Raw genomic sequence first — 23291 nt, 5'->3', positions numbered from 1 at the left:
ATTATCAGCTGCTTGTCACTGACAGCAACTATGAAATATCCCACTCAACATCACCATTCACATTCGGAGGAATTATGACTGAGCCGTTTACATGGAAGTCCACACTCGCCACTCTGGTGGCAGGTACACATCTTTCTGCGGAACAGTCTGAGTGGTATATGGACGAGCTCATGAGCGGCAAGGCAGATCCGGCACCGGTCGCTGCGGTTCTGGCGGTTCAGTCAGCGCTCGGATTCACGAGCGAAGAAGTTGCCGGAGCTGCCAAGGCCATGGTCGCCCATGCAGTGCCACTGCGCGTTTCCGGTGAAACGACTGACATCGTTGGCACCGGTGGCGATGGGGCCGCAACCGTCAACCTTTCCACAATGGGTGCAATCATCGCAGCAGCTGCAGGCGTGAAGATAGTCAAGCACGGCAATCGTGCCGCCACCAGCAAATGTGGCGCTGCAGACTGTCTTGAGGCGCTGGGGCTGCCTCTTGACATTCCAGCAACCCGCGTGGGCGAGATAGGCGACGAAGTGGGCATAACCTTTGCATTCGCCAAAACCTTCCACCCCTCGATGCGTTTTGCAGGACCCGTTCGTTCCGCCCTTGGCGTCACCACGATTTTCAATCTGCTGGGTCCACTGACGAATCCCGCGCAGCCCAGCCATGTTGCCATCGGATGCGCGAAGCGGGAGCTGAGCCCTATGATGGCTGATGTCTACGCGCGGAGAGGCCAGAGCGGCATGGTGTACACATCTTCGGAAGGGTTGGACGAGATGGCTCCGACAGGACCTGTTTCAGTGTGGGAGATCAGAGACGGACAGGTTCGCGAGACAGAGTTCGACCCCACGGTCGAGCTGGGGCTAGACACCATAGATGTCGCTGATCTGAGAGGCGGTGAGCCTGCGTTCAATGCGCAGGTTGCACGCGATCTCTTTGACGGCAAGCGAGTTCCCTCTCGCAGCACCGCCTTGTTGAATGCAGCATCGGCCATCGTCGCTGATGGTCATCTTCTCGATTCCCCTGAACTCACGCTCACCGAGCGCTTCAAGCAGGCCTATGAGATAGCCGAGAATGCGGTCGATTCCGGAGCTGCTCATGACCTTCTGGAACGCTGGATTTCAGTGGCACAGCGTTGAAATCGCCAAGATACGCCTAGTTCAGCCATTCAGCATATGATCGGTCAGACGCGTGATCCGTCATCGAATGGATCACGCCTCGTTTCCGTATGGCCACGATGCTGGTAGAACAGTCCCGCTGCTCCAAGAATGGTCAGAACGCCTCCAATCGTGCCTAGCAGAGATGCCAGCTGAGCGATAATGATTGCTGCGCCTAGCGCGAGCATGCCCAGCACGATCAGGATGACGTATAGTATCGTTGTTCTTCGCACGGGACCTATTGCGGGATCTGGCGGTATGAAGTCGTTGCCGGCATCCATCACGTCATCGGTGTCCAGCCAGCTGCTTCCCGTGAAATCACGAGGGCCATGACCTGCACCATGAACGCCTGCGAAGGAATCAGCCTTGAGATCGCGCACGTTGAGCGCTGATTTCTTCTGCTCGCGCTTCACATGCTTCTCAAACTTCTTCGCATTGCGCGAGTGCTCGATTGAACCCATATCGTCTTGGTGCTCTGAAAGGAACATTGCCCAGTCGTCGGACTTGGAGGGTTCAGCACCCTTGTCGCTCTCGCCGTCACCTTGAAAATCATGGTTTTGGGCGTTGTCATCACCTGAAGTTGGCTGCTCGTCAAACGGATTGGTATTCTTGTGCTCGGTCATACTCAACATTTTAACCTCAGCGGTTGGCAATCCGCTGGCCAGGAGGAACATGCTGTATTGGTTTTTCGTTAAGCTCATAGGACCCTTAGCTCGCCGCCGTCTGCACCCAGAGGTTTCTGGTCTCGAACACATCCCGGCACAGGGTGGAGCCATCATTGCATCGAACCATCTGGCGGTTATTGACGATGGGCTGCTGCCCCTGGTGAGTCCACGCATGATTCACTTCATGGGTAAGTCCGAATATTTCACCGGCAAAGGCTTCAAGGGCGCTTTCAAGAAGTGGTGGTTTACCTCGGTCGGCGTGTTTCCTGTGGACCGTTCCGGAGGAACAAAGTCTCTGGGAGCGCTGGAAACAGCCAGGCACATTCTCGAAGCGGGGGAGCTGTTCGGCATTCATCCAGAAGGTACCAGAAGCCCTGATGGACGGTTATACCGTGGGCATACCGGCGTTGCACGGCTTGCCTTCGAAACCGGTGCTCCGATTGTTCCGGCTGCCCTTGTAGGAACACGTGAATTGCAGCAGCCAGGCAAGGTTCTGCCCCTGAAGGGCCGCACCAAGGTGCTGTTTGGCGAGTGCATCGAAGTTCCGAAGATACCCGAGGATGAACTGACGCATGAGCAGATTCGTGCACTCACGAACACCATGATGGAGGCAATCGCACGACTCAGTGGTCAGGAATATGTTGATATCTATGCGCAGGTGGCGAAAAAGGACATTGCAGCGCGCAAGCTTCAGGAAGAGGCTCAGTCGCACTGAGTCACGCTGAACCATGCTGAAGCATGCTGTGTATCAGGGGTGTTGGTTCAGACCACGGTAAGCGTGATGACGGTAGGCTTTCCTGACGTGTCCCTGATTCGAATCTGCTGGCCTGGATCCGGATCTTGCAAACGCACGGTCTGTGTGAGATCACCAAGCGGCGCAGATATCTTCACATCCAATCCGAGTGCCTTCAAGATCGAGCTGGCATCATTCTCATTCTTGCCGCGAACATCTGGAACCGTCACCATCTGAGGCCCTTTGGAAATGACGACGGAAACGGCATCGCCCCAATGCAGCTGCGCTCCTGCTTCCTCGCTGCTGGAAATGACCTTCCCCGAATCCACGCTATCCGACCAATCTTGCGTGAAACTCGACTTGAGCTGCGCCTCGTCAAGCTGATGCTGTGCTGCATCCTTGGTCAAACCTACGATGTTGGGCATGCTTACAGGCTTGGGTCCCTTGGAGAGCACCACGGTGATGCTGGTGTTGTGGTTCGTGGTTGTGCCGGGTGCAGGAACCACGCTGATTGCAGCGTGCTCAGGAACGTCGATGGAGTATTCGTCTGCGTTCGCATCATGCTTGACATTGCTGAAGCCTGCACTTTTCAAAGCGTCCAAAGGAGATTTGCCGTGAGCGGTCGTGGCATCGAGGATATCCTGCGGAATTGTGGCCTGGCGAATGCCTTTGGATATGACAAAGCTCGCGGAGCCTCCACGTTTGCTGATATGAGAACCGACCGTATCGGGTCTGCCGGAAACTATCGAACCTTTGGGCATTGAGTCGCTGAATTCCTCGGATTCGGAGAACTTGATGCCAATCTGGTGCAGCATGTCCTTGTACCGTGTCCAGGACGCCCCTTTCACCGTGCAGCCTTGATTGGCAGGGCAGGATACGTCTGTCGGCATGGGAAGGCTCAGATAGCTGCCTGGGCCTAGGAAGTACCACCATGCCGAGGTGCCTGAGGCCCCTAGGATCAGCAGCAGGGCGACTATGCCTGCTATGAGCCTGAATCGTGATCGAGACGGCATCGCCTGCGTGACATGAGCCGTGGGGGTGTCTCCGGTCGCAGACAGGACGCTTGTATGGGAGTCAAGTGCCAGCAGCGCTGTGTCGTCTTTCGGCTGCGCTGGCGGAGCTTGGAGAGCTGGCTGGCGATTCTGTTGGTTAGCCAGCTGATTAACCGGCTTTTGAGATGACTGTCGAGCCGGCATCTGAAAATGCTGGGCCTGTGCCGATAGGCTTGCGGACAGTTCCTGAAGTTCCTCGAAAGCTTCCTGGGCAGTCTTTGGTCGGTCTGTCACCTGGCGAGATGCAAGACGCGAGATGAACTGGGAAACGGCAGCGTCGATACCCGGGCATGTTTCGCTCAACGGTTCGATGTCGCTGTGAACGTGCTTGAAAATGAGCGTGACGGGGTTATCGCCGACAAAGGGCACCGCACCGGTAAGCATTTCGTAGGCGATGATGCCGCATGCATACACGTCGCCTTGGGCAACGGCTTCGTTGAACTCAATCATCTCAGGTGCAAGGTATGCGGCGGTTCCCAGCAGCATGCCGGTGGTTGAAAGCGTTGCTTGTGAGGCGGCTTTGGCCAATCCAAAATCGGTGATCTGGACATGGCCGCGATCATTGATGAGAATGTTCTCCGGCTTCACGTCTCGATGCACGACGCCAGCCATGTGTGCGGATGACAACCCATCCAGGATTTCAGAGAGTATGCGCAGCGTTTCATGCACGCTGAAGGTACCCTGCTGGTTCATTTCGTAGCGAAGATTGACTCCATGCACATATTCCATGACCAGAAAGCCGACACCATCCCAGGTGCCGGTGTCGTAGACCTGAACGATATGTGGATTGGCTATGGATGCGGATGAGCGTGCCTCACGTTGAAAGCGTTCAATGAACTGTTCGCGATGTGCGCCCTGAATGAGCTGCATATGCATCATCTTCAATGCGACATGGCGTGAAAGGCGTTCATCTATCGCCTCGAAGACGGTTGCCATGCCTCCCTCTGCAATTTTGCGGATGATGCGATAGCGGCCGTCTATCACAGTTCCCTTGATTGCACGATGCTCGGATGGATACGGTTCTTCACTCATATAGGTATCGTAAGGTTCGCGCTCGTCAAATGCTCTCGCTGCCTTATGCTTCTTGGCTAAAAATACACGCATAGGAGCGTATGCAAGCTCGTTGCATTGCCGGTCGATGCTTACAGATCGTTGGCGTGTCCAACTTATCGAAGATTTTCCGGTATGAAGAGCGAGCAGCACTCGATGACGTCATGATGTGCCTCGTCAGAGAAATTGAGCTTCTGCGATGTGCGATTGATCGCATCCTGAACCGTAGACCACAGAGTGGAGATGCGCTTGCGTGATGCTTCGATGGCACCACTGTCCTTGAAGATGCGGGTGACTTCTCTGACATCATCGTCGTCTCGCTGCTCCGCCGTGTATGCGTTGAGGAGATAGTTTCGGTCTTGTGGACTGGAGGAGCTGAGCGCATCGCTGAGCAGTACGGTTCGCTTGCCCTCACGTATGTCTCCGCCGGTTGGCTTGCCGATTCGTGCAGGGTCACCGATGATGTCGAGTAGATCGTCAGCCAGCTGGAAGGCAGTCCCAAGATCGGAGCCAATAGCCGCCGCTTCGTCGTGCGGATCAGCTCCAGCAGCCAGCATGCCGATGGTCAGTGGTGCAACAGTCGTGTAGCTGGCCGTTTTCCAACGGAACACTGCCAACGACGCTTGCGATAGACGTTGAGGATCCTTCAGGGAAACGTGTTCAACCGCGAGGTCAAGCACCTGACCGATTTCGACTTCGCGATGCATGTTCAGAAAAGCTTTGAGTATGCCGTCTGCATGTTCCATATGTGGGGTGATGTCATTGACGATATCGATGCTCGCCGTGGAAAGCAGATCACCCAGCATGATGCCAAGACCCGCGCCAATGTGCGTTATATGCTCCACTGCCGAGGGGAGCGCAATGTCATGATCCTCCGAGGTGGCCATCCGTGTCAAAGCCGATGTGAGTGCGAGGTGAGCTGAAGGTTTTCCTCGGCGAAGGTCTGAATTGTCGATGATGTCGTCATGGATGAGTGCTCCGGTCTGGAAGACTTCGATGGCACACGCAACGTCCATGACCGCGTCTCGATCTGCTGAACGGCTGCCTGTGATCGCATCATAGATGGAGAGCAGCAGGCGAGCGCGCAATCTTTTCCCACCTTCATTCGATGATTGCCCCTGGCTGACGACAGCATCGTAGATGTCTGCGCATGATTGGGGGATATGCGTTCCAGCGGGAGCCCTGAGATGCCGGTCTATCAGTTCTAAGATGCGGTGGTTGATTGCCGGAATGTCGTCAGGAAGCGTCATACCTACGAGACTAACCGCTTGTTGCGATTTTTGTCGTATTATTCGTGGCAATGTGGGAGACAGCAACGGATTGATTGCTTAAGCGTTCACATTCGACCACATCGCCGAGATGCGCTGGTCGCATGTCAATGATGATGACACTGTTGGGGAACGGCTTCTTCCTTCGATAAAACAACACAGTGTCTTGGCTGAAGCCGCATCCATATGACCTGCAGTGGGGCTGAGCCTGACTCGTGCTTGTGCTCTGAGAGTCCTCGTCTCTACTGCGCTTCTTCACAGTGAGGAATAGCAACCATGACAACATCCATCGCATCGGCATTCTCTTCGTCGCGTACACGAAAACGGGACGGAACAGCTTGGAACAAGGTGGTCAGGCCCATTGAGGAATGGCTGGCACTGATTGAATCATCCTCAGGAACGCTGAGCGTTGAATCCACACGCATTCTCGATGCGAGTATGAAGCATTCGAAAACGCTGAGAGATTTGCTGATCTTATCGATGCTGGGCAACGAGGAATGTAGGAACAGTGAACGGATACGTACGGTCCTCGAGAATCCAGATGCTCCAAGTTCTGCTCAGATCATCACGAACAATCTTGATGAGGCCTTTGCTCATGCAACTGACCTTGAGATGAGACGTCGATGCAACCGTGGCCTGGCGATTCTTGAATATGCGATAGAACATGCCGGCCCGCTTCAAGGGACTGCGTTGCTGGCAATCATCACCTATCTGAAATGGTGGATGGGCGATCGCTCAGCATTTATATGGGCTCAGGCCTGTCTCAAACGCGATTCGCACTGCACGATGGCTGCAATCATTCTCACCGCGCTGGAGGAAGATATGTTTCCGGCGCAGTGCGAAGATTGAGCAATTCGGGAATAATCGTCCTTGGAAGATGGTTCACTCTATTAGTTGACAATTTGCCCTTGCCATAATTGGGCCTAGATGCTGATAGGTAGCGGACAAGAACTTCCAGGAGGATATGTTGGCCACAAAGGATACGGCTGAGAAGACGGTACGCACACAAACTTCGAGCACGGCAACGCAGGAGAACACAAGGCAGGAGAAAACAAGGCAGGAGAAAACAAGGCAGGAGAAAACCAACAACACTTCTGGCACACGCGTGTCCAAGTCGCGAAGCAAGGCGGAAGCGTCTGCAAAATCCCCTGCGAAATCGCCTGCGAAATCGCCTTCCTCGCGTAAGAGAAAGCCAGCCAGATCCAAGGCGTCCAAATCCGAGGAGATGCCGATTTCCAAAGCAGACGATGATGTGGAGCACAAGGACTTAGCCACGGATGTGGATAGCGACTCCGATGCTGACGATGCAGACATCGACTTGGCTGACGACGAGTTGGAAGACGCTGACGATGCAAACGACTCGGACGATGACGACAGTGATGAAGACACTGACGACGACGATGCTGACGACGACACCGACACTGACGATGATGCCGATGACAGCGACGATGACTCTGATGACGATAGCAGCGACGATGCGAATGATGCGCATGCCCATGGCTCTGGGCATCACTCGCGACGCTCTCCACGAATTCCGGTAATCAAGGCCAAGGGTGCCTTCGTCGTCAGCGATTCCGACGATGACGAGAACATCACGCCCTCGGGCAATCCGAAGCGTCGTGTGGTGGCCACTGGTGCAACGGCTGACCCGGTCAAGGATTATCTCAAGCAGATTGGTCGTGTCAGCCTGCTGAATGCCGAGCAGGAGGTCGATCTTTCTGAGCGCATTGAGGCCGGGCTCTACGCTCAGCATCTGTTGGAGACCGAAGCTGACGGCATGGATTTCAAGCGCAAGCGTGAACTGAAATGGGCGTCTTCCGATGGCAAGAAAGCCAAGGATCACCTGTTGGAGGCCAATCTTCGACTTGTCGTCTCGCTTGCCAAGCGTTACACCGGACGTGGCATGCTGTTCCTGGATCTGATTCAGGAAGGCAATCTAGGTCTGATTCGCGCTGTGGAGAAATTCGATTGGAAGAAGGGCTTCAAGTTCTCAACATATGCGACATGGTGGATTCGTCAGGCAATCACTCGTGCCATGGCTGATCAGGCACGTACGATTCGTGTGCCCGTCCACATGGTAGAGGTCATCAACAAGCTTTCCCGCGTTCAGCGTCAGATGCTTCAGGACCTCGGGCGTGAGCCTACTCCTGACGAGTTGGCGCGAGAGCTTGACATGCCCGTCGAGAAGGTTCAGGAAGTGCAGAAGTATGGCCGTGAACCTATCTCGCTGCACACGCCACTGGGAGAGGACGGCGATTCCGAGTTTGGTGATCTGATTGAAGACACTGATGCGATTGCGCCTTCCGACGCCGTGGCATTCTCGCTGCTGCAGGAACAGTTCAGGCAGGTTCTTGAGACTCTGAGCCCGCGTGAGGCTGGGGTCATCAAGATGCGCTATGGGCTTGAGGATGGCCAGCCTAAGACGCTCGATGACATTGGGCGTGTCTATGGGGTGACCCGTGAACGCATCCGTCAGATCGAATCCAAGACGATGTCGAAGCTGCGTCATCCGTCGCGTTCTCAGACTTTGCGTGACTTCCTTGACCAATGATCGTGATGACCAATGGTGACCAAGTACTGAGTCGAGCGTCACGCCGCATCGCTGTGTGATTGAGCGTTGTCGGCGTGAACGGACTCGTGAGATGGTGGACTGACGGAACAGGGGAGAAGTGGTATGGCGGATTCGTATGGCGCAAGGAGCCTTACGGTTCTCGAAGGTCTGGATGCAGTACGCAAGCGTCCGGGCATGTATATCGGCACGACCGATAGTCAAGGACTGATGCATTGTCTGTGGGAAATCATCGATAATTCCGTCGATGAGGCGCTGGCAGGCGTGTGCACGAATATTGTGGTGACGCTGCATACAGATGGTTCGATTTCCGTGGCGGACAACGGCCGTGGCATTCCGGTAGACATCGAGCCCAGAACGGGATTGACGGGTGTCGAAGTCGTGTTGACGAAGCTTCACGCGGGTGCGAAGTTTGGCAACGATTCCTATAACGCTGTCGGCGGTCTGCACGGCGTGGGTTCGTCAGTGGTGAACGCGTTGAGCACGCGTCTCGATGTTGAAGTGGATCGCAATGGCAAGACCTACAGGATGGAATTTCATCAGGGTCATCCCGGAATCTTTGAAGATGCAGACCCTAGCAACCCGTCGCCCACTTCACATTTTGTGCGGACGCGCAAGAATAAGCCCACCGAGTTGCGAGAAGTGGGCAAAGTATCCAAGAAGACTACCGGCACGCGCATCCGATACTGGGCAGATCCTGAAATATTCAACGAGACCGCGCATTTCAGCTATGACCAGCTGATTGACCGAGTTCGTCAGACCAGCTTTCTCGTACCCGGCCTGAAACTTTCAGTCATTGATGAAAACATTGCTGAAAACACTACTGACAATAGCGTTGAAAACACTGCCGAAAAGCTTGCGGACAACACTGCAGACAACACTGGTGAACTCACTGCTGAAAAAACAGTTGAGAACACTGATGCGAATTCCGATGACAACGGCGGTCCCAGTGCTGAAATCCCTTTGGCTGGAAGCTCCGTTGCCGCTCCTGCGCACCGTCGTGTCGTAGAGTTCATGCATGAGGGCGGTGTCAGGGATTTTGTCGACTTTCTCACCGTCGGAGAGCCCATCAGCGATGTCTGGCATGTCAGCGGTGAGGCGAACTACGAGGAGGAGACGCAGAAGGTCGAAGCCAACGGCGAGCTGAAGGCCGAGAAGGTCAAGCGCGTCTGTAACGTGGACATTGCGATGCGTTGGGTCAATGGCTATGAGACCACGATGCGCAGCTTCGTCAATGTCGTGGAGACGCCAGGTGGCGGCATGCATGTCGATGGATATCTCAACGCCTTGACGCGTCAGGTGCGTAAATGCGTTGAAGCGAATGCGCGAAAGCTCAAGGTCAATCTCAGAGATTCGCATACCAAGATTGAACGTGAAGACATTCTTGCAGGTCTGGTCGTCGTCGTGACCGTGCGCATCGCTGAGCCACAATTCCAAGGGCAGACGAAGGATGTGCTGGGAACCGCTCAGGTCAAGCCCATCGTGACGCGGCTGACCGATAAGCAGTTCGGCGAAATGATCAATGGGTCTCGACGTGGGTTCAAGGATCAGGCGGCGCGTGTGCTCGACAAGATCGTCGGCGAAATGCATGCCCGTGTCCAGGCGCGCAAGACCAAGGAAGTGACTCGACGCAAGAACGCATTGGAATCGGCGTCCATGCCTGCCAAGCTTTCTGATTCGCAGCCTGGCAACGATGACATAGCGGAGCTGTTCATCGTTGAGGGTGATTCAGCGCTCGGCACCGCAAAGGCTGCAAGGAACTCGATGTTCCAGGCATTGCTGCCCATCCGAGGCAAGATTCTGAACGTGCAGAAGGCATCGCTCAATCAGATGCTGTCGAACAAGGAATGTGCTGCAATCATTCAGGTCGTAGGTGCGGGTTCTGGAGCGAGCTTCGACATCGAGCAAGCTCGCTACCACAAGATCATCATGATGACGGATGCCGATGTTGATGGGGCTCATATTCGCATTCTCCTGCTGACGCTGTTCTACCGCTACATGCGGCCGCTGATTGAGGCGGGACGCGTCTACGCTGCCGTGCCTCCCTTGCATCGCATTGCGTTGGCTGGAAAGCACAAGGGTGAGTACATCTACACCTATTCGGATGATGAGCTGGCGCAGCGCATGTCCGAGTTACGAAAGCAGCGCATCGATTTCCGTGAGGACGTTCAGCGCTATAAGGGCCTGGGAGAGATGGACGCAGACCAGTTGGCGGACACGACCATGGATCCGAGAACGAGGATGCTGCGTCGGATTCGCATGGAGGATGCGGAGAATGCTTCCGGCGTGTTCTCACTCCTTATGGGAGACGAGGTTCCGCCGCGCAAGCAGTTCATCGTCGACAATGCGGACGACTTCGACCGCACCAAAATCGACACCTGATTGCTTGAGTGTCGTTCAGTGCGAGACTTAAGCCACGCACTGAACGACACATCGATGCCTAGGCATTCACGTGCACGCAGTGATACAGGTACACCGTTCGTACATACACACGTTGCTCAGGCAACGTAGGCGATGGGAGCGCTCAGATCCTGCCCGGATACATCCCTGCGCATGTCGACTTCCGGCAGGTCAACAGGGGTACCCGAAGCTGTGGAAGCCCGCAGCGGCCACGTACCGATGCAAGCCAAGATAAGGGTGTCCTGACCTTTCAAGAAGCGCTGAGAGCGCACGCCACGGCTTCCGCGTCCCTTGGTGGGGTACATCTCAAGCGGGGTTATTTTGCCACAGCCGTTCTCCGTGCCTGCCAGTGCCTGGGAATCGCCTGCAACCGTGAACACGACCGCTCCGGCCTGAGATGTCATGCCGCTGTCGTCATTCTCCAGATAGGTCCACGAGATCTGGCCGGCAGCAATGGCATTGAAAGCGCACACATGCTGACCCTCACTCAGACGAATGCCCGCCATTCCCGCCGCATTTCGACCCTGCGGGCGAACGTCCTTGGCATGGAAGGCAAGCAGGCTCGAATCGGAAGACACGAAAACGACCAAGGCCTCGTCATCGGCAGGAGCTGCGAATACCACCTGATCATCCTGCTTTAGATCGATGACATTCCAAGAATCCATCGTGCTCGGCGCTTCACCATTCCACCGTTTGACGATGCCATGGCGAGTGCCGATCGCTAGAGGCGTGGTGCTATCGGCAACCACGGCCGCCACAACGTGCTCATGCGGTGACTGTTCGGTCGATTGCGTCATGCCAAGCAGTTCATCCGCATGCACCCCTCCGCTCACGCTCAAGGCAGCGGTGGAGGGCAATGCTGGTAGATCGCTGACGTTTGCAAGCACGTATCGCCCTGCTGAGGTCACCAGCGCGTATTTGGATCGTGTTGTCGTAGAGAAGATGGACACGATCTGGTCGTTCTCGGCACGGCCATCGGATGCGGAACGAGATTTCCATCCATCCAGAGCAGTCGAGGAGCTTCGAGCTATCAGGCCGGATGCGCTGAGCATCACGGTGCATGGTTCATCCTCAATGCGAAGTCCAGAACCCTTGCCTGCTGCTGACGCTGCAGCGTTGGATCGTCCACTCCCTGAGTGGCCTGACAGCTTGCTTGCCGAATGAGCCGCTGCAAGCGCTGAAGCGGATTGCGAGGGTGCGCCAGATTCATCGGATATGGCTACGGGCAAGAGTGACCCGGAAGGATCGGCATCAAGCAGCACGGTACGGCGTGGATTTCCCCATGTCTGAGCCGCAACGCCCATTTCATCGTTGACGACACGGTCCAGTTCAGTCTTGGAAGAGAGGATGGTATTGAGCTCTTCGATGCGCTTATGCAATTCGTCCTGTTCCGCCTCCAATTCGATCCTGCTGATGCGGGTGAGCCTACGAAGACGAAGGTCAAGAATGTACTGTGCTTGGATGTCATCAAGATCGAAAACAGCCATCAAACGGGTTTTTGCGGCATCGGCATCGTCGGAGCTGCGAATCACTTGGATGACTTCATCAATGTCAATGAGGGCAAGCAGCATTCCCTCAACCAGGTGCAGGCGTTCCAATGCCTTGCGCTTGCGGTATTCACTGCGGCGCTTGACCACGAGTCGACGGTGATCGATCCAGACGCTCAGCAGCTCCTTCAGTCCCATGGTATGCGGCCTGCCGTTGACCAGAGCCACATTGTTGATGGTGAAGGATTCCTGCAACGGCGTATGCTTGAACAGCTGTGCAAGCACGGCATCAGGGTCGAAACCTGTCTTGATCTCGATGACGAGTCGTGTGCCATTATGACGGTCTGTCAGATCGATGGCACCTGAGATACCTTCGAGCTTGCGGTTCTTGACGCCTTCGGATATGCGTTCGAGCACTCGTTCCGGACCTACCATGAACGGCAGCTCGGTGACCACGATGGCTTTTTTGCGCGCGGTCACATTCTCAATATGTGTTGCAGAACGTGTGATCACGGCACCTTTGCCATGCTCATAGGCTTCGCGGATGCCGTCTCGGCCGACGATGATGCCACCAGTCGGCCAGTCAGGTCCAGGCACGAAGCGCATAAGATCGGTCAGACTGGCATCAGGATTGCCCATCAGATATTGTGCGGCCGCAACGACCTCTCCCAGATTGTGCGTCGCCATATTCGTCGCCATACCCACCGCGATGCCCGATGCGCCATTGACCAGCAGATTCGGGAACGCTGCGGGAAGGACGATTGGCTCCTGCAGCTTATTGTCATAGTTGGGTGAAAAATCGACGGTCTCTTCATCGATGTTTTCATTCATTCCCAAGGCGGCAGATCCCAGACGAGCTTCCGTGTATCGCGAGGCGGCGGGACCATCGTCAAGTGAACCGAAATTGCCATGACCATCGACCAGGGGGAGTCTCATCGCAAATGGCTGCGCTAGACGCACCATAGCCTCATAGATTGCAGAATCGCCGTGGGGATGCAGCTTGCCCATGACTTCTCCCACCACACGCGCTGACTTCATATACGCCTTGTCAGGTGTCAGATTCATCTGTCCCATCTGATAGACAATTCTGCGCTGCACCGGTTTCAGACCATCGCGGGCATCAGGCAAAGCTCTCGCATAGATGACCGAATAGGCATATTCGAGGAACGACTTGCTCATCTCATCGCCCAGAGGCGTTTCGACAATGTGCTCCTTGATGCTTCTCGGATCAAACGGCGGCTTTCTGCGCGATGCCATGGTTGAAACTCCTCGCTGTACGACTACACCGGCAACCATTATCCAACAGGATGCTCATGCCTGCGTGTCTTGTCTGGGATTCGAAGGCTTACGCCTTCTGCAAACTCATCAAGTCTAGCCGACATGTGGAAAAAGGGATTTCCAGGCTCGATGCTTGCTTGCCGTTCCATCATGCATGACTGTGGAGCGTGCTTCCCTGTGGAAATGCCCGGTAACGCGGATATCGCATGTGAGTAGTTCAATGAAAAGCATGAGTATTGAAATTCCAGACCCCAAGACCCTCCTGCAGCACGTTGACATTGCCCCGTATGGCGATGACATTCCCGTCTCAAGCAATGACGGGTTTCATAGGGGAGGGGCTTTCAGAATTTCATCAGTGTTGCCGGCGATCAGCAGCGCTCTCGGACATCCTGTGCAGACATCCATCCACCATGATCCGAAGAAGCTTCAGGAGGCACTGGGTTTCCCCAGTTGCACATCCGCGATAGTCGTACTCGTCGACGGCATGGGCTTCTGGAATATCGCGACACGATCCGGTCATGCGCCGTATTTGCGCAGTCTGATGCATGAGAGCGCGAATGCGCGCCCGATTTCGACATGCCTGTCCAGTACGACCGTGGTCGCTCTGGCATCATTCGGTACTGGTACATGCCCGGGCATGACCGCCATGACGGGTTACACTCAGCTCAACCCGTGCAAACACCGCATCAGCCAGATGATTCAGTTCCGCAACGCCATACCGCCTCTTGAGCTGCAACGAGAACCCACCGTGTTTGAACGACTGAGCGAAGAAGGCGTACGGGTCACATCATCGGGCTTGCCCGAATTCGCCGATTCAGCCCTCACTCAGGCAGCCTTGCGAGGCAGCAGCTACATCGGTCGAGAGGATGCGGAAGAGCGGGTGCTTGAAGCGTGCAAGGCTGCCCGGAAGCCAGGTCTTACCTATCTTTACATTCGTGACGTTGACAAGGCTGGGCACGAGTTCGGCTGGGAATCGGAATCGTGGATCGCAGAATTCGAAACCGTTGACGCACAGCTGGCCTTGCTGCACCGGAACGCTCCGAAAGGCACGCTTATCGTCATCGTTGCCGATCATGGCATGATAGAAACTGATCCAGACCAGCGCATTGACATGGCGCAGAATCCGGAATTGCTTGAGGGCGTGAAATTCTATGGCGGTGAGCCGCGATTCGTCATGGCCTATGCGGATGAACATGTTGAGCCGGAAAGCATAGCGGAACGCTGGCGCAGTGAACTCAGTGGACTCGGTGGATCTGCCGAGGTGCTCACCAAGCAGGAGGGCATCGATGCTGGTATGTTCGGCCCTGTCAAACCCGATGTAGAGCCGATGATCGGGGATGTTCTTGCCATCATGCATGATCGCGCAACGCTGGTCGATTCGCGGGTTCAGAGAGATGGGGCGACGCGTCTGCCGGGCGTTCATGGTTCGAAATCCATGATGGAATCTGATATCCCATGTCTTATGGATCTAGTCTGAAGGATCTGGTCTGAAGGATTTTGCATGAAGGTCTGAATTCCCCTATAGCTCTTACAGCCCTTGCGCGTAGAAATTGCTACTGCTAATCGCCGAACAGGATTTCGTCCCAGCTGGGAACGGCGGAACGTCCGGACCTCTTCTTTGATGAATCCTGATTCTTGGTGGAGTCCTTCGATGCGGCGGCTGTCTTGTCTGTGTTCCGAGCCGCTTGCTGTGAAGTCTGTGCCGGCGATTGCGGCGGCTGACGTCTTGCGCTTTCTCCAGCTCCGTGACTCTCTTGCGCTACGGCGTTCGAACGCAGCGGGTTCTCAGAATTCGTAAGCTTGTCAGACTTCACATGCTTGTCAGACGTATCTGTGTGCGTGTCTGTGTGCTGCTGAGCGGCAGTCTGCACTGAAGGTTCATCCCTGGTGACATGTGGTGCAGTTGCATGTGCCCTGCCATGAGCGGTTTTATACATCCATGAACTGTATTTGTTGCCGTGCCTGCGTTCATGCTCATCTGGTTCATGATCATCTGGTTCATGCTCATCTGACGGTGTGTTCTGATGCGGTGACGATGCAGCTGATACATCGTCACCGTCTTGCGCTTCTTTCCCTTCGACGTATGCCAGTCTGCTGCTCACATCGGCGATCTGCGGATGATGCGAGAGAAAGTCAATGCTGGGTCGGTTCCCTGCACGCTCTGAGGATGCGTCACGCGCTGCATCTGTACGGGTATCGGAATCGGAAAGCGATGCACTGCTCTCACGTGAATCCTTGGATGTGGCAACGCTCTGACTGTTTACTGAGCGGTCTGCGTTCTGACGGGGAAGGTTCTGCGATGCGTCCTCGTCGTTGTTTTCCATCCACGCGAAGGGGAGCGGGCCGCGACCGTCAAGAACCTGTTCCAGCGATGATGTTGCATTCGCTTCATCATTGTCGGGCACGCCGATAAGACGCCTGGCCTGACGGTTGATGGGACTGACCGTGTTGTCGCGGATGTTCCAGTTCCAGTCGGCCGTGACGATGCGTCCCGCGGATTGGAACTGTGCACGAATCCTCCACGGTTCATGTCCTCGGCGTGTTGCCGACCATGTTATGGAAGACATGGCGATGCGAGCGTTGCGCAGGGTCATGTCGATCAGATCGCCGTAGCTTTTGGCCTTGGAGTTCGGAGGAACGGCGACCGTGAGAAATTGATCGATTGCATATTTCTTTTCGGTTTCCACGGGTGCGGAAAAGCGACGTACCAATGCCTGCGCAATGTTGAACTGGCGCGCAACCGCCTCTGGATCAGCGCCCGCACGAATGTAGGATTGGATTCTGGAAATGGGAAGGGCCGATGCTGACTGAGGGGAAGGGAAGCCTTCCTCTTCGGCACGAATCTGCTTGGCCTCTAGGATTCCGCGTTCGAGCGCGTCATCCACGCGCACAGCGAAATGCCGATGGTCGAACACGAACACAAGGTCTCCACCATCACTGACATGGTCAAATTGCGCTATTCTTAGCGGTTCTTCGGGCATATTCGTACCTTACTTCCTTCCAACGCTTCCATTCTATTGTGCACTAGCTACGGCGTTTTACGAGTATTTATGCTGAAGTTCGTGTGAATGACCAAATATCGTGTATCCTATGGCGCAGTGCTCGGCACAGCACCACGTTATGACGAAAGGAAAACAATGGCTCAGGACTATGATTCCCCACGCAACAAGGATGACGACGAGGAGTCCTTGCAAGCGCTTGGGAAAGGGTCGCAGAATTCGTCGAACGATATCGATGACGATGAGAATGCCATCGCTGAAGACTATGAACTGCCCGGTGCGGACTTGAGCAACGAGGATTCTTCGGTCACGGTGATCCCCATGCAAGGTGACGAATTCATCTGTTCAGTGTGCTTCTTGGTTAAGCACCGAAGCCAATTGGCCTACATGGATAAAGATGGTCAGCCGGTTTGCAAGGAGTGCGCCGCCTGATGTCGTTTGACGAGCAATACAACGAACCGGAACAGAGCGAAGTGCTCATCGTCCTAGACGGTGAGCACTCTGTCATTCCGGCATATGAGCATGCCGGAGATGCAGGTGCTGATTTGCGCAGCAGCATCGACTTCACGCTCGCACCTTTTGAACGTAAATTGATTCCTACGGGAATTCGCATTGCGCTCCCAGCTGGATATGTTGGCCTGGTACACCCTCGTTCTGGCTTGGCAGCAAAGAAGGGTGTGACCGTGCTCAACACACCTGGAACCATCGATGCAGGCTATCGGGGCGAAATCAAGGTGACGCTGATCAACTTGGATGCCCATGAACCAGCGGTTTTCCATGTCGGAGACCGTATAGCCCAGCTGGTGATTCAGCGATATGTCGAGGCCAGCTTCATCGAGGCCACAACCCTTCCAGGGTCGGATCGATCTGATCGTGGATTTGGTTCGACGGGAATCGCATAGCTGCCTGAAGCGAAGTGCGTCGAAGAAATCAAATACGCGAGTAGGATGATGAAGTCAACCCTGCAGAAGGAGGAATGATGGCAAGCACATCGGATGAGCATGTGAAGCGATTGAACCAGTCTGCAGGGAGCCACAGTGATGGGGCCCACCAAGCGGGCAGCAAGGATGACCGAGGGGATTCGACTCCAACTTCCCTCAGCGATGCACAGCAAGCGAATGGCAAAGTTCAAACTGGCGTCGGCGAAAGGCTCCAGGATTTTTCATCGAGGGCTCTTGGATGCGAAATCAGCGATGATCCGCTTGATCCGCTAGCCCCGATTCTTAAAGTCTGTCAGTACCACCATCCTGATGAAGATATGACGATGCTTCCGCGAGCATACCGGCGCGCCGTCATTCAGCACCGTCTGCAGCGTCGTAAATCAGGCGAACCATACATCATTCACCCGCTTGCAGTTTCTCAGATTCTCGCCGATCTTGGCATGGGGCCAATCGTCGTCTCTGCAGGTCTGCTGCACGATACCGTTGAAGACACCGATTACACGCTGGACCAATGCCGTGAAGAGTTCGGAGATACGGTTGCCGGTCTCGTCGATGGCGTCACCAAGCTGACGAAGATGGACTATGGTGATTCAGCTCAGGCGGAGACCATTAGGAAAATGGTCGTGGCCATGAGCCGTGATGTCCGCGTTCTGGTCGTCAAGCTTGCAGATCGAGTGCACAATGCTCGAACCTGGCGCTATGTGAAGAGTTCCAGCGCCCAGCGCAAGGCGAGCGAAACGCTTGATGTGTATGCTCCACTTGCCAATCGTCTGGGAATGAACGCCATCAAAACCGAGTTGGAAGAGCTTAGCTTCAAGGTGCTCTATCCGAAGATCTATGACGAAATCGTCGTGCTGGTGGCTCGCAGGGCCGGGCAGCGAGGTGTCTACCTCAAACAGATTCTGCAGGAGATCAAGGATGACTTGCACGATCAGGGCATCGAAGGCTCGGTGACGGGCAGGCCCAAGGACTATTTCAGCATCTATCAGAAGATGATTGTCCGCGGCCATGATTTCGCTAATATCTATGACTTGGTGGGCGTGAGAATCCTTGTCGATTCGATTCAGGATTGCTATGCGGCTCTTGGAGCCGTTCATGCGCGATGGAATCCTGTTCCGGGACGGTTCAAGGACTACATTGCGATGCCGAAGCTCAATATGTATCAGTCACTGCACACTACTGTCGTCGGCCCTGGCGGCAAGCCTGTCGAGATTCAGATTCGCACGTGGGATATGCATCGCCGAGCAGAATTCGGTATCGCTGCCCATTGGAAATACAAGGAAAATGGCTCAGCTGGGCGCGTTCTTTCCAAACCTGACAAGACCGATAGAAAGCGTCTGACGCAGGAGAGTTCCGAGCTGAGCGAGGCTGACAATCTCAAATGGATTCAGCAGCTGGCCGATTGGACGAGCGAAACGCCGGATTCAGATGAGTTCCTTGGATCCCTCAAAGAGGATCTTGGTTCGGCTGAGGTGTATGTCTTCACGCCGAAGGGCAAGATCGTATCGCTGCCGGCTCATGCGACTCCGGTGGACTTTGCCTATGCCGTGCACACGGAAGTCGGTCATCGCACGATGGGTGCCCGTGTCAACGGACGGCTGATTCCACTCGATACTGAACTCGAAAATGGCGATACGGTTGAAATACTGACTAGCAATTCCGAGAACGCAGGGCCATCGCGTGACTGGCTGAGCTTCGTCAAGAGTCCGAAGGCGCGCAACAAGATACGGCAGTGGTTCAGCAAGGAGCGTCGATCTGAAGCCATCGACGAAGGTAAGGATGATCTCACTCGTGCGCTGCGAAAGCAGAATCTTCCGGTCGCGAGCCTGCTTACGAATGAGGCGCTCATCGGCATTGCGGATGAGTTGAACTATCCCAACGCCGATGCGGTATATGCAGCCTTGGGAGAAGGCCAGATTTCCACCCAGAATGTGATTTCACGACTGGTCAAGGATGCCGGTCCGTCTGAAGTCGATGACGAGGTCGAACAGGAAGCCTTGCCGCTCAGCAAGTTTGAAAGGCCACAGAACAGCGGCTCGCAAGGCATATCGGTGAAGGGCGTCGGTGATGTGTGGGTTAAGCTGGCACGATGCTGCACCCCTGTGCCTGGAGATGAGATTGAAGGTTTCATCACTCGCAATCAGGGAGTTTCAGTGCATCGCGCCGACTGTCAGAATCTTATCGACTTGAAGAAGCGTCAGCCGGAACGTATCGTTCCCGTTTCCTGGATCAGCACCAAAGGCTCATTCATGGTCAAGATTCAGGTTGAGGCGCTGGATCGTCAGCACCTGCTGTCCGATGTGACTCGAGTATTGGCCGACCATGGGGTGAATATCCTGTCTGGAAGCCAGGCAACGGGCAGAGACCGCGTGGCCGTAAGCCAATTCGTGTTCGAAATGGCAGACCCGCAGCATCTGAATCGTCTGCTGTCAGCAGTGCGAAAAATCGATGGAGTGTTCGATGTCTATCGACTCACCGGTGCCAAGGATTCGGCAGAATCAAGAATGAGACACATCCAATGAGTAAAAACGTCGGTTCAATCTTCATTGTGAACTCGTCGAAGTATACACGCATAAAAAGTGGCTGATTTCAGTCAACATCGATGGTAAATCCACGAAAATCGGGGCGTGATACTTCGACAAGTTCACAATGAGCGTTTTCTTTCACCATATACGAAAAGAATGCCTCTGATTGCGAGCCATGTGCGCAGTCAGAGGCATCCTTTTCGTCCAAAATTTAGCGAATGGCGTTGAGCCACTGCTCCTTCGTTGCCTTTTCGGCTTGAAGCTTCTTGATCTTCGCCGGGTCGGTGGCTGCAGCGATCTGGTCGTTGATTTCCTTGAGCTGTGCATTCAGTTGATCTTCGAAGCTGGTCTTGCGGGCATCGGCTTCAGGGTCTGACTGCTTCCAGACGGCATCCTCGACGGACTTGATCTGCTTGTCGACGGCATCCAAGCGGCTTTCGATGCGATGGACGTCCTCGCGGGGAACGTAACCGATCTGATCCCATTCTTCCTGAATGGCAGCAAGTTGTTGACGTGCCTTCTTGGCCGCGCTGTCATCCTTGACGGGGAGCAGGGCCTCTGCCTTGATGACAAGAGCCTCTTTCTTGACAAGGTTGGCTTTCTCGTCGCTTGAAGTCTTGTCGCGGTCGCTTTGGCGCGCATTGAAGAAGGTGTCGGCGGCAGCGCGGAATCGAGTCCACAGGTCATCGTCCTCGCGGCGGCCCGCACGACCTGCCTGCTTCCAACGGTCCATCAGTGCGTTGAAGCTGCGTGAAGTCTCGGCCCAGTCAGTGGAATTCTTCATCGACTCAGCCTCGGCAATGATCGCTTCCTTGGCATCCTTTGCCTTGGCATGCTCGGCATCTCGCATCTGTGCCCACTTGCGACGACCTTGGTTGAAGGTGGTACGTGCGGAGGAGAATCGCTTCCACAGTTCATCGGCAACCGTCTTGTCAAGCCTGACGCTGTTGCGCTGATGATTCTGCCACTCGTCAAACAGTGAACGGAACTTGTCCGCAGTGGAACGCCAATTGGTGCTGTCTCCGAGGGATGCAGCCAACTTCTCTGCCTTCTCGACGATCACGGTGCGCTCTTGCCTGGCTTGATCCTGAGCCTTCTTGCGCTCTTCGGCCAGTTCCTGCCTCTTCTTCGCTGCGGTCGCCTTCAGACTTTCATATTGTGCTTTCAACGCTGCCAGATCGCCTACGACCTGCGGCTCAGCGGTTTCGGTCTCCAACGCCTTCAGGGATTCTTCGATTTCATGCGGCTTGATTGCAACGCTCTTCAGACGCGCCTCGAACAGATCGAGTTTCGCCTTGAGCTCGAGATAGCGTGTTGCGTAGAGTTTGAGCGCCTCACCAGGCTTGGCATCGGGGAATTCACCTACTTTGCGATCGGTGCCGTTCTCAGTGACGAAAACATCGCCCTTATCATCAACGTGGCCGAATGATTGTGCCTTCGCAATCGCCTCGTCCGAGTAGCTTACCGCCGCTAGTGGCGCAGACGGTTTTACGGCTGGCTGCTTCTTTGCAAAGGCTGCGGGCGATGGTGCGTGAGGCCTGGGAACATTGGCATGTACGGGCTGCTTGGAGGCTGTGACATTGGTTGCAGCTGGCTTCAGTGTGGACCCTTGAGAAGCGGTATCGTGATCGTTGTCTTGGGGTGTCTGAGTGTTTACGGGTGTGGTGGCAGCTTCATCGGCCATGGCCAGCTCCTTAGCTTGTGGGATAGAGGGATCACGAAAGAGGGTGTCACCTTTTCCGCAACCTCACCTATTATATGGAATCGTGGCTAAAGGTGCATCATTATCCGGATTTCCGGAGTGGCTTCCCGAAGAACGGGTTGTCGAACAACAAGCAATTGATACGTTACGCAGGATTTTCGAGCTCAATGGATTCCTCGGAATCGAGACCCGAGCGGTCGAACAGGGCTCTAGCCTGCTGAAAAAGGGAGAGACGAGCAAGGAAATCTACCTGCTGAGTCGGCTTCAGGAGGTGGGCCAGGAACATGACACGCCAGTTGAAGATCGGCTGGGCCTGCATTTTGATCTGACCGTGCCGCTGAGCCGGTATGTGGTAGAGAATGCGGGAGCCTTGACCTTCCCCTTCAAACGTTGGCAGATTCAGAAGGTCTGGCGTGGTGAGCGTCCTCAGGAAGGACGTTTCAGAGAGTTCGTCCAGGCTGATATCGACGTGGTCGGCAACGCGGAGCTGCCAGAGCATTACGAGGTCGAGCTGCCACTGGTCATGGTCAACGCGATGGAGAGCCTCAGAGCGTTCGGATTGCCTAAGGCAACCGTACATGCCAATAATCGCAAGCTTTCCGAGGGCTTCTATCGTGGCATTGGACTGACCGACATTGAAGGCGTGCTTCGCGAAATCGATAAGCTTGACAAAATCGGAGCCGACGAAGTGACCAAGCTTCTCGTTGAAACATGCGGTGCGACAGCGAAGCAGGCTGAAGCATGCCTTCGACTCGCAGAACTTTCCGCCTCGACGGGAGCGGAACTGGAATCACGATTCAATGCCCTCAGCAAGCAATGCGGCATTGACAAGACTTCCGAAGCGTTCGCATTGGCGCAGCAAGGCCTGTCGACGCTGGCCATGATTGTCGATGAATCGGCAAAGATTCGACCCGGCTCGGTTATCGCCGATTTGAAGATTGCGCGCGGACTCGATTATTACACCGGATCCGTGTACGAGACCTTCCTGGATGGTGCAGCATCTCTCGGTTCGATCTGCTCTGGCGGACGCTATGACAATCTCGCTTCTCAGGGGAATCGCAAATATCCAGGCGTCGGTCTTTCCATAGGATTGTCACGTCTCGTCTCGTACATGCTTCACGGCGCGCATGCGCAGGCCTCGCGTATTTCTCCCGCGTCGGTGCTCGTTGCCGTCTGGAATGAAGAGAGCAGGGGAGAGAGCAATCGCATCGCCCGTGAACTCAGAAGCCGGGGCATCTCGACCGATGTGGCTCCCAAGGCTGCGAAGCTCGGCAAGCAGATCAGATATGCCGATCATCTTGGCATTCCCTACGTCTGGTTCCCGGCTAGCGACGATGCCGAGGAGTCCGTCAAGAATATCGTTACGGGAGAACAGCTTGCGGCACAAGCCGTGTCTTGGACTCCCGATAGTGTGTATGCCCAGCAAACCGTGCGCGTTGACAGCGATAAGCGCTGATTTTCCAAGGAAATATGGCAATCA

At 55.1% G+C, this 23291-nt stretch carries 16 protein-coding genes; 10 read left to right on the top strand and 6 right to left on the bottom strand.

All coding sequences use genetic code 11. The features are described 5' to 3' along the window. Positions 1-74: 74 nt before the first annotated feature. Positions 75-1124 carry an anthranilate phosphoribosyltransferase gene (gene trpD, locus QN215_RS05780; RefSeq protein ID WP_369343400.1) on the top strand — a complete coding sequence of 350 codons (1050 nt, stop codon included), beginning with the start codon at positions 75-77 and terminating at the stop codon, positions 1122-1124. A 44-nt stretch (positions 1125-1168) separates the two neighbouring features. On the opposite strand, the gene QN215_RS05775 is transcribed toward trpD, so the two are convergent. Then, positions 1169-1765, bottom strand: a complete 597-nt coding sequence (locus tag QN215_RS05775) for a hypothetical protein (RefSeq protein ID WP_369343399.1) — start codon at positions 1763-1765, stop codon at positions 1169-1171. Positions 1766-1814: 49 nt separating this feature from the next. Between QN215_RS05775 and QN215_RS05770 the strand changes: the two genes are divergently transcribed. Beyond that, entirely contained in the window at positions 1815-2522 is a 708-nt protein-coding gene (locus QN215_RS05770) for a lysophospholipid acyltransferase family protein (protein WP_369343398.1), read from the top strand. A 47-nt stretch (positions 2523-2569) separates the two neighbouring features. Here the strand turns inward: QN215_RS05770 and QN215_RS05765 are convergent, their stop codons facing one another. Continuing rightward, on the bottom strand, positions 2570-4624 hold the full coding sequence (locus tag QN215_RS05765; RefSeq protein WP_369345085.1) for a protein kinase domain-containing protein: 2055 nt from the start codon (positions 4622-4624) through the stop codon (positions 2570-2572). Positions 4625-4758: 134 nt separating this feature from the next. Further along, positions 4759-5892 (bottom strand): polyprenyl synthetase family protein, encoded by a 1134-nt coding sequence (locus QN215_RS05760; protein WP_369343397.1) that lies wholly within the window; start codon positions 5890-5892, stop codon positions 4759-4761. A 294-nt stretch (positions 5893-6186) separates the two neighbouring features. Between QN215_RS05760 and QN215_RS05755 the strand changes: the two genes are divergently transcribed. The 3 genes from QN215_RS05755 to QN215_RS05745 all read left to right on the top strand — a co-directional run bounded on the left by QN215_RS05755 (position 6187) and on the right by QN215_RS05745 (position 10861). Next, positions 6187-6759, top strand: coding sequence for a hypothetical protein (locus QN215_RS05755; protein ID WP_369343396.1), 573 nt, complete (start codon positions 6187-6189; stop codon positions 6757-6759). A 115-nt stretch (positions 6760-6874) separates the two neighbouring features. Further along, positions 6875-8461 carry an RNA polymerase sigma factor gene (locus tag QN215_RS05750; protein ID WP_369343395.1) on the top strand — a complete coding sequence of 529 codons (1587 nt, stop codon included), beginning with the start codon at positions 6875-6877 and terminating at the stop codon, positions 8459-8461. Positions 8462-8584: 123 nt separating this feature from the next. Next, positions 8585-10861: a type IIA DNA topoisomerase subunit B gene (locus QN215_RS05745; protein WP_369343394.1), complete on the top strand. Its 2277-nt coding sequence runs from the start codon at positions 8585-8587 to the stop codon at positions 10859-10861. Positions 10862-10977: 116 nt separating this feature from the next. Here QN215_RS05745 and QN215_RS05740 read toward each other — a convergent pair whose 3' ends face one another. Next, complete coding sequence (locus QN215_RS05740; protein WP_369343393.1) at positions 10978-13623, bottom strand: DNA topoisomerase (ATP-hydrolyzing) subunit A; 2646 nt, start codon at positions 13621-13623, stop codon at positions 10978-10980. Between the two features lie 250 nt (positions 13624-13873). On the opposite strand from QN215_RS05740, the gene QN215_RS05735 reads away from it, so the two are divergent. Next, positions 13874-15121, top strand: a complete 1248-nt coding sequence (locus QN215_RS05735; protein WP_404978485.1) for an alkaline phosphatase family protein — start codon at positions 13874-13876, stop codon at positions 15119-15121. Between the two features lie 82 nt (positions 15122-15203). On the opposite strand, the gene sepH is transcribed toward QN215_RS05735, so the two are convergent. Then, entirely contained in the window at positions 15204-16625 is a 1422-nt protein-coding gene (gene sepH / locus QN215_RS05730; protein ID WP_369343391.1) for a septation protein SepH, read from the bottom strand. A 156-nt stretch (positions 16626-16781) separates the two neighbouring features. Between sepH and QN215_RS05725 the strand changes: the two genes are divergently transcribed. The 3 genes from QN215_RS05725 (at position 16782) to QN215_RS05715 (ending at position 20106) form a co-directional block, all read left to right on the top strand. Then, positions 16782-17075, top strand: coding sequence for a DUF4193 domain-containing protein (locus QN215_RS05725; RefSeq protein WP_369341841.1), 294 nt, complete (start codon positions 16782-16784; stop codon positions 17073-17075). Continuing rightward, positions 17075-17545 (top strand): dUTP diphosphatase, encoded by a 471-nt coding sequence (gene dut / locus QN215_RS05720; protein ID WP_369343390.1) that lies wholly within the window; start codon positions 17075-17077, stop codon positions 17543-17545. Before QN215_RS05725 ends, dut begins: the two co-directional genes overlap by 1 nt. A gap of 77 nt (positions 17546-17622) precedes the next feature. Next, the gene (locus QN215_RS05715) at positions 17623-20106 is read left to right on the top strand and encodes a bifunctional (p)ppGpp synthetase/guanosine-3',5'-bis(diphosphate) 3'-pyrophosphohydrolase (RefSeq protein ID WP_369343389.1); all 2484 of its coding nucleotides are present in this window, start codon (positions 17623-17625) and stop codon (positions 20104-20106) included. 214 nt (positions 20107-20320) lie between these two features. Here the strand turns inward: QN215_RS05715 and QN215_RS05710 are convergent, their stop codons facing one another. Beyond that, positions 20321-21793, bottom strand: coding sequence for a DUF349 domain-containing protein (locus QN215_RS05710; protein ID WP_369343388.1), 1473 nt, complete (start codon positions 21791-21793; stop codon positions 20321-20323). 82 nt (positions 21794-21875) lie between these two features. Between QN215_RS05710 and hisS the strand changes: the two genes are divergently transcribed. Beyond that, entirely contained in the window at positions 21876-23267 is a 1392-nt protein-coding gene (hisS, locus tag QN215_RS05705) for a histidine--tRNA ligase (RefSeq protein WP_369343387.1), read from the top strand. Positions 23268-23291 lie beyond the last annotated feature (24 nt).

The organism is Bifidobacterium sp. WK041_4_12, assembly GCF_041080795.1.
GTDB classification, from domain to species: Bacteria; Actinomycetota; Actinomycetes; order Actinomycetales; family Bifidobacteriaceae; genus Bombiscardovia; species Bombiscardovia aquikefiricola.
Note: the sequence above shows the minus strand (reverse complement) of the source record. Positions and strands in the feature narration are given on the sequence as shown.

Excerpts from the sequence above, each read along its gene's own strand:
- trpD (WP_369343400.1), top strand. The coding sequence starts at position 75 with ATGACTGAGCCGTTTACATGGAAGTCCACACTCGCCACTCTGGTGGCA.
- QN215_RS05775 (WP_369343399.1), bottom strand. The coding sequence starts at position 1,765 with ATGACCGAGCACAAGAATACCAATCCGTTTGACGAGCAGCCAACTTCA.
- QN215_RS05770 (WP_369343398.1), top strand. The coding sequence starts at position 1,815 with ATGCTGTATTGGTTTTTCGTTAAGCTCATAGGACCCTTAGCTCGCCGC.
- QN215_RS05765 (WP_369345085.1), bottom strand. The coding sequence starts at position 4,624 with ATGAGTGAAGAACCGTATCCATCCGAGCATCGTGCAATCAAGGGAACT.
- QN215_RS05760 (WP_369343397.1), bottom strand. The coding sequence starts at position 5,892 with ATGACGCTTCCTGACGACATTCCGGCAATCAACCACCGCATCTTAGAA.
- QN215_RS05755 (WP_369343396.1), top strand. The coding sequence starts at position 6,187 with ATGACAACATCCATCGCATCGGCATTCTCTTCGTCGCGTACACGAAAA.
- QN215_RS05750 (WP_369343395.1), top strand. The coding sequence starts at position 6,875 with ATGTTGGCCACAAAGGATACGGCTGAGAAGACGGTACGCACACAAACT.
- QN215_RS05745 (WP_369343394.1), top strand. The coding sequence starts at position 8,585 with ATGGCGGATTCGTATGGCGCAAGGAGCCTTACGGTTCTCGAAGGTCTG.
- QN215_RS05740 (WP_369343393.1), bottom strand. The coding sequence starts at position 13,623 with ATGGCATCGCGCAGAAAGCCGCCGTTTGATCCGAGAAGCATCAAGGAG.
- QN215_RS05735 (WP_404978485.1), top strand. The coding sequence starts at position 13,874 with ATGAGTATTGAAATTCCAGACCCCAAGACCCTCCTGCAGCACGTTGAC.
- sepH (WP_369343391.1), bottom strand. The coding sequence starts at position 16,625 with ATGCCCGAAGAACCGCTAAGAATAGCGCAATTTGACCATGTCAGTGAT.
- QN215_RS05725 (WP_369341841.1), top strand. The coding sequence starts at position 16,782 with ATGGCTCAGGACTATGATTCCCCACGCAACAAGGATGACGACGAGGAG.
- dut (WP_369343390.1), top strand. The coding sequence starts at position 17,075 with ATGTCGTTTGACGAGCAATACAACGAACCGGAACAGAGCGAAGTGCTC.
- QN215_RS05715 (WP_369343389.1), top strand. The coding sequence starts at position 17,623 with ATGGCAAGCACATCGGATGAGCATGTGAAGCGATTGAACCAGTCTGCA.
- QN215_RS05710 (WP_369343388.1), bottom strand. The coding sequence starts at position 21,793 with ATGGCCGATGAAGCTGCCACCACACCCGTAAACACTCAGACACCCCAA.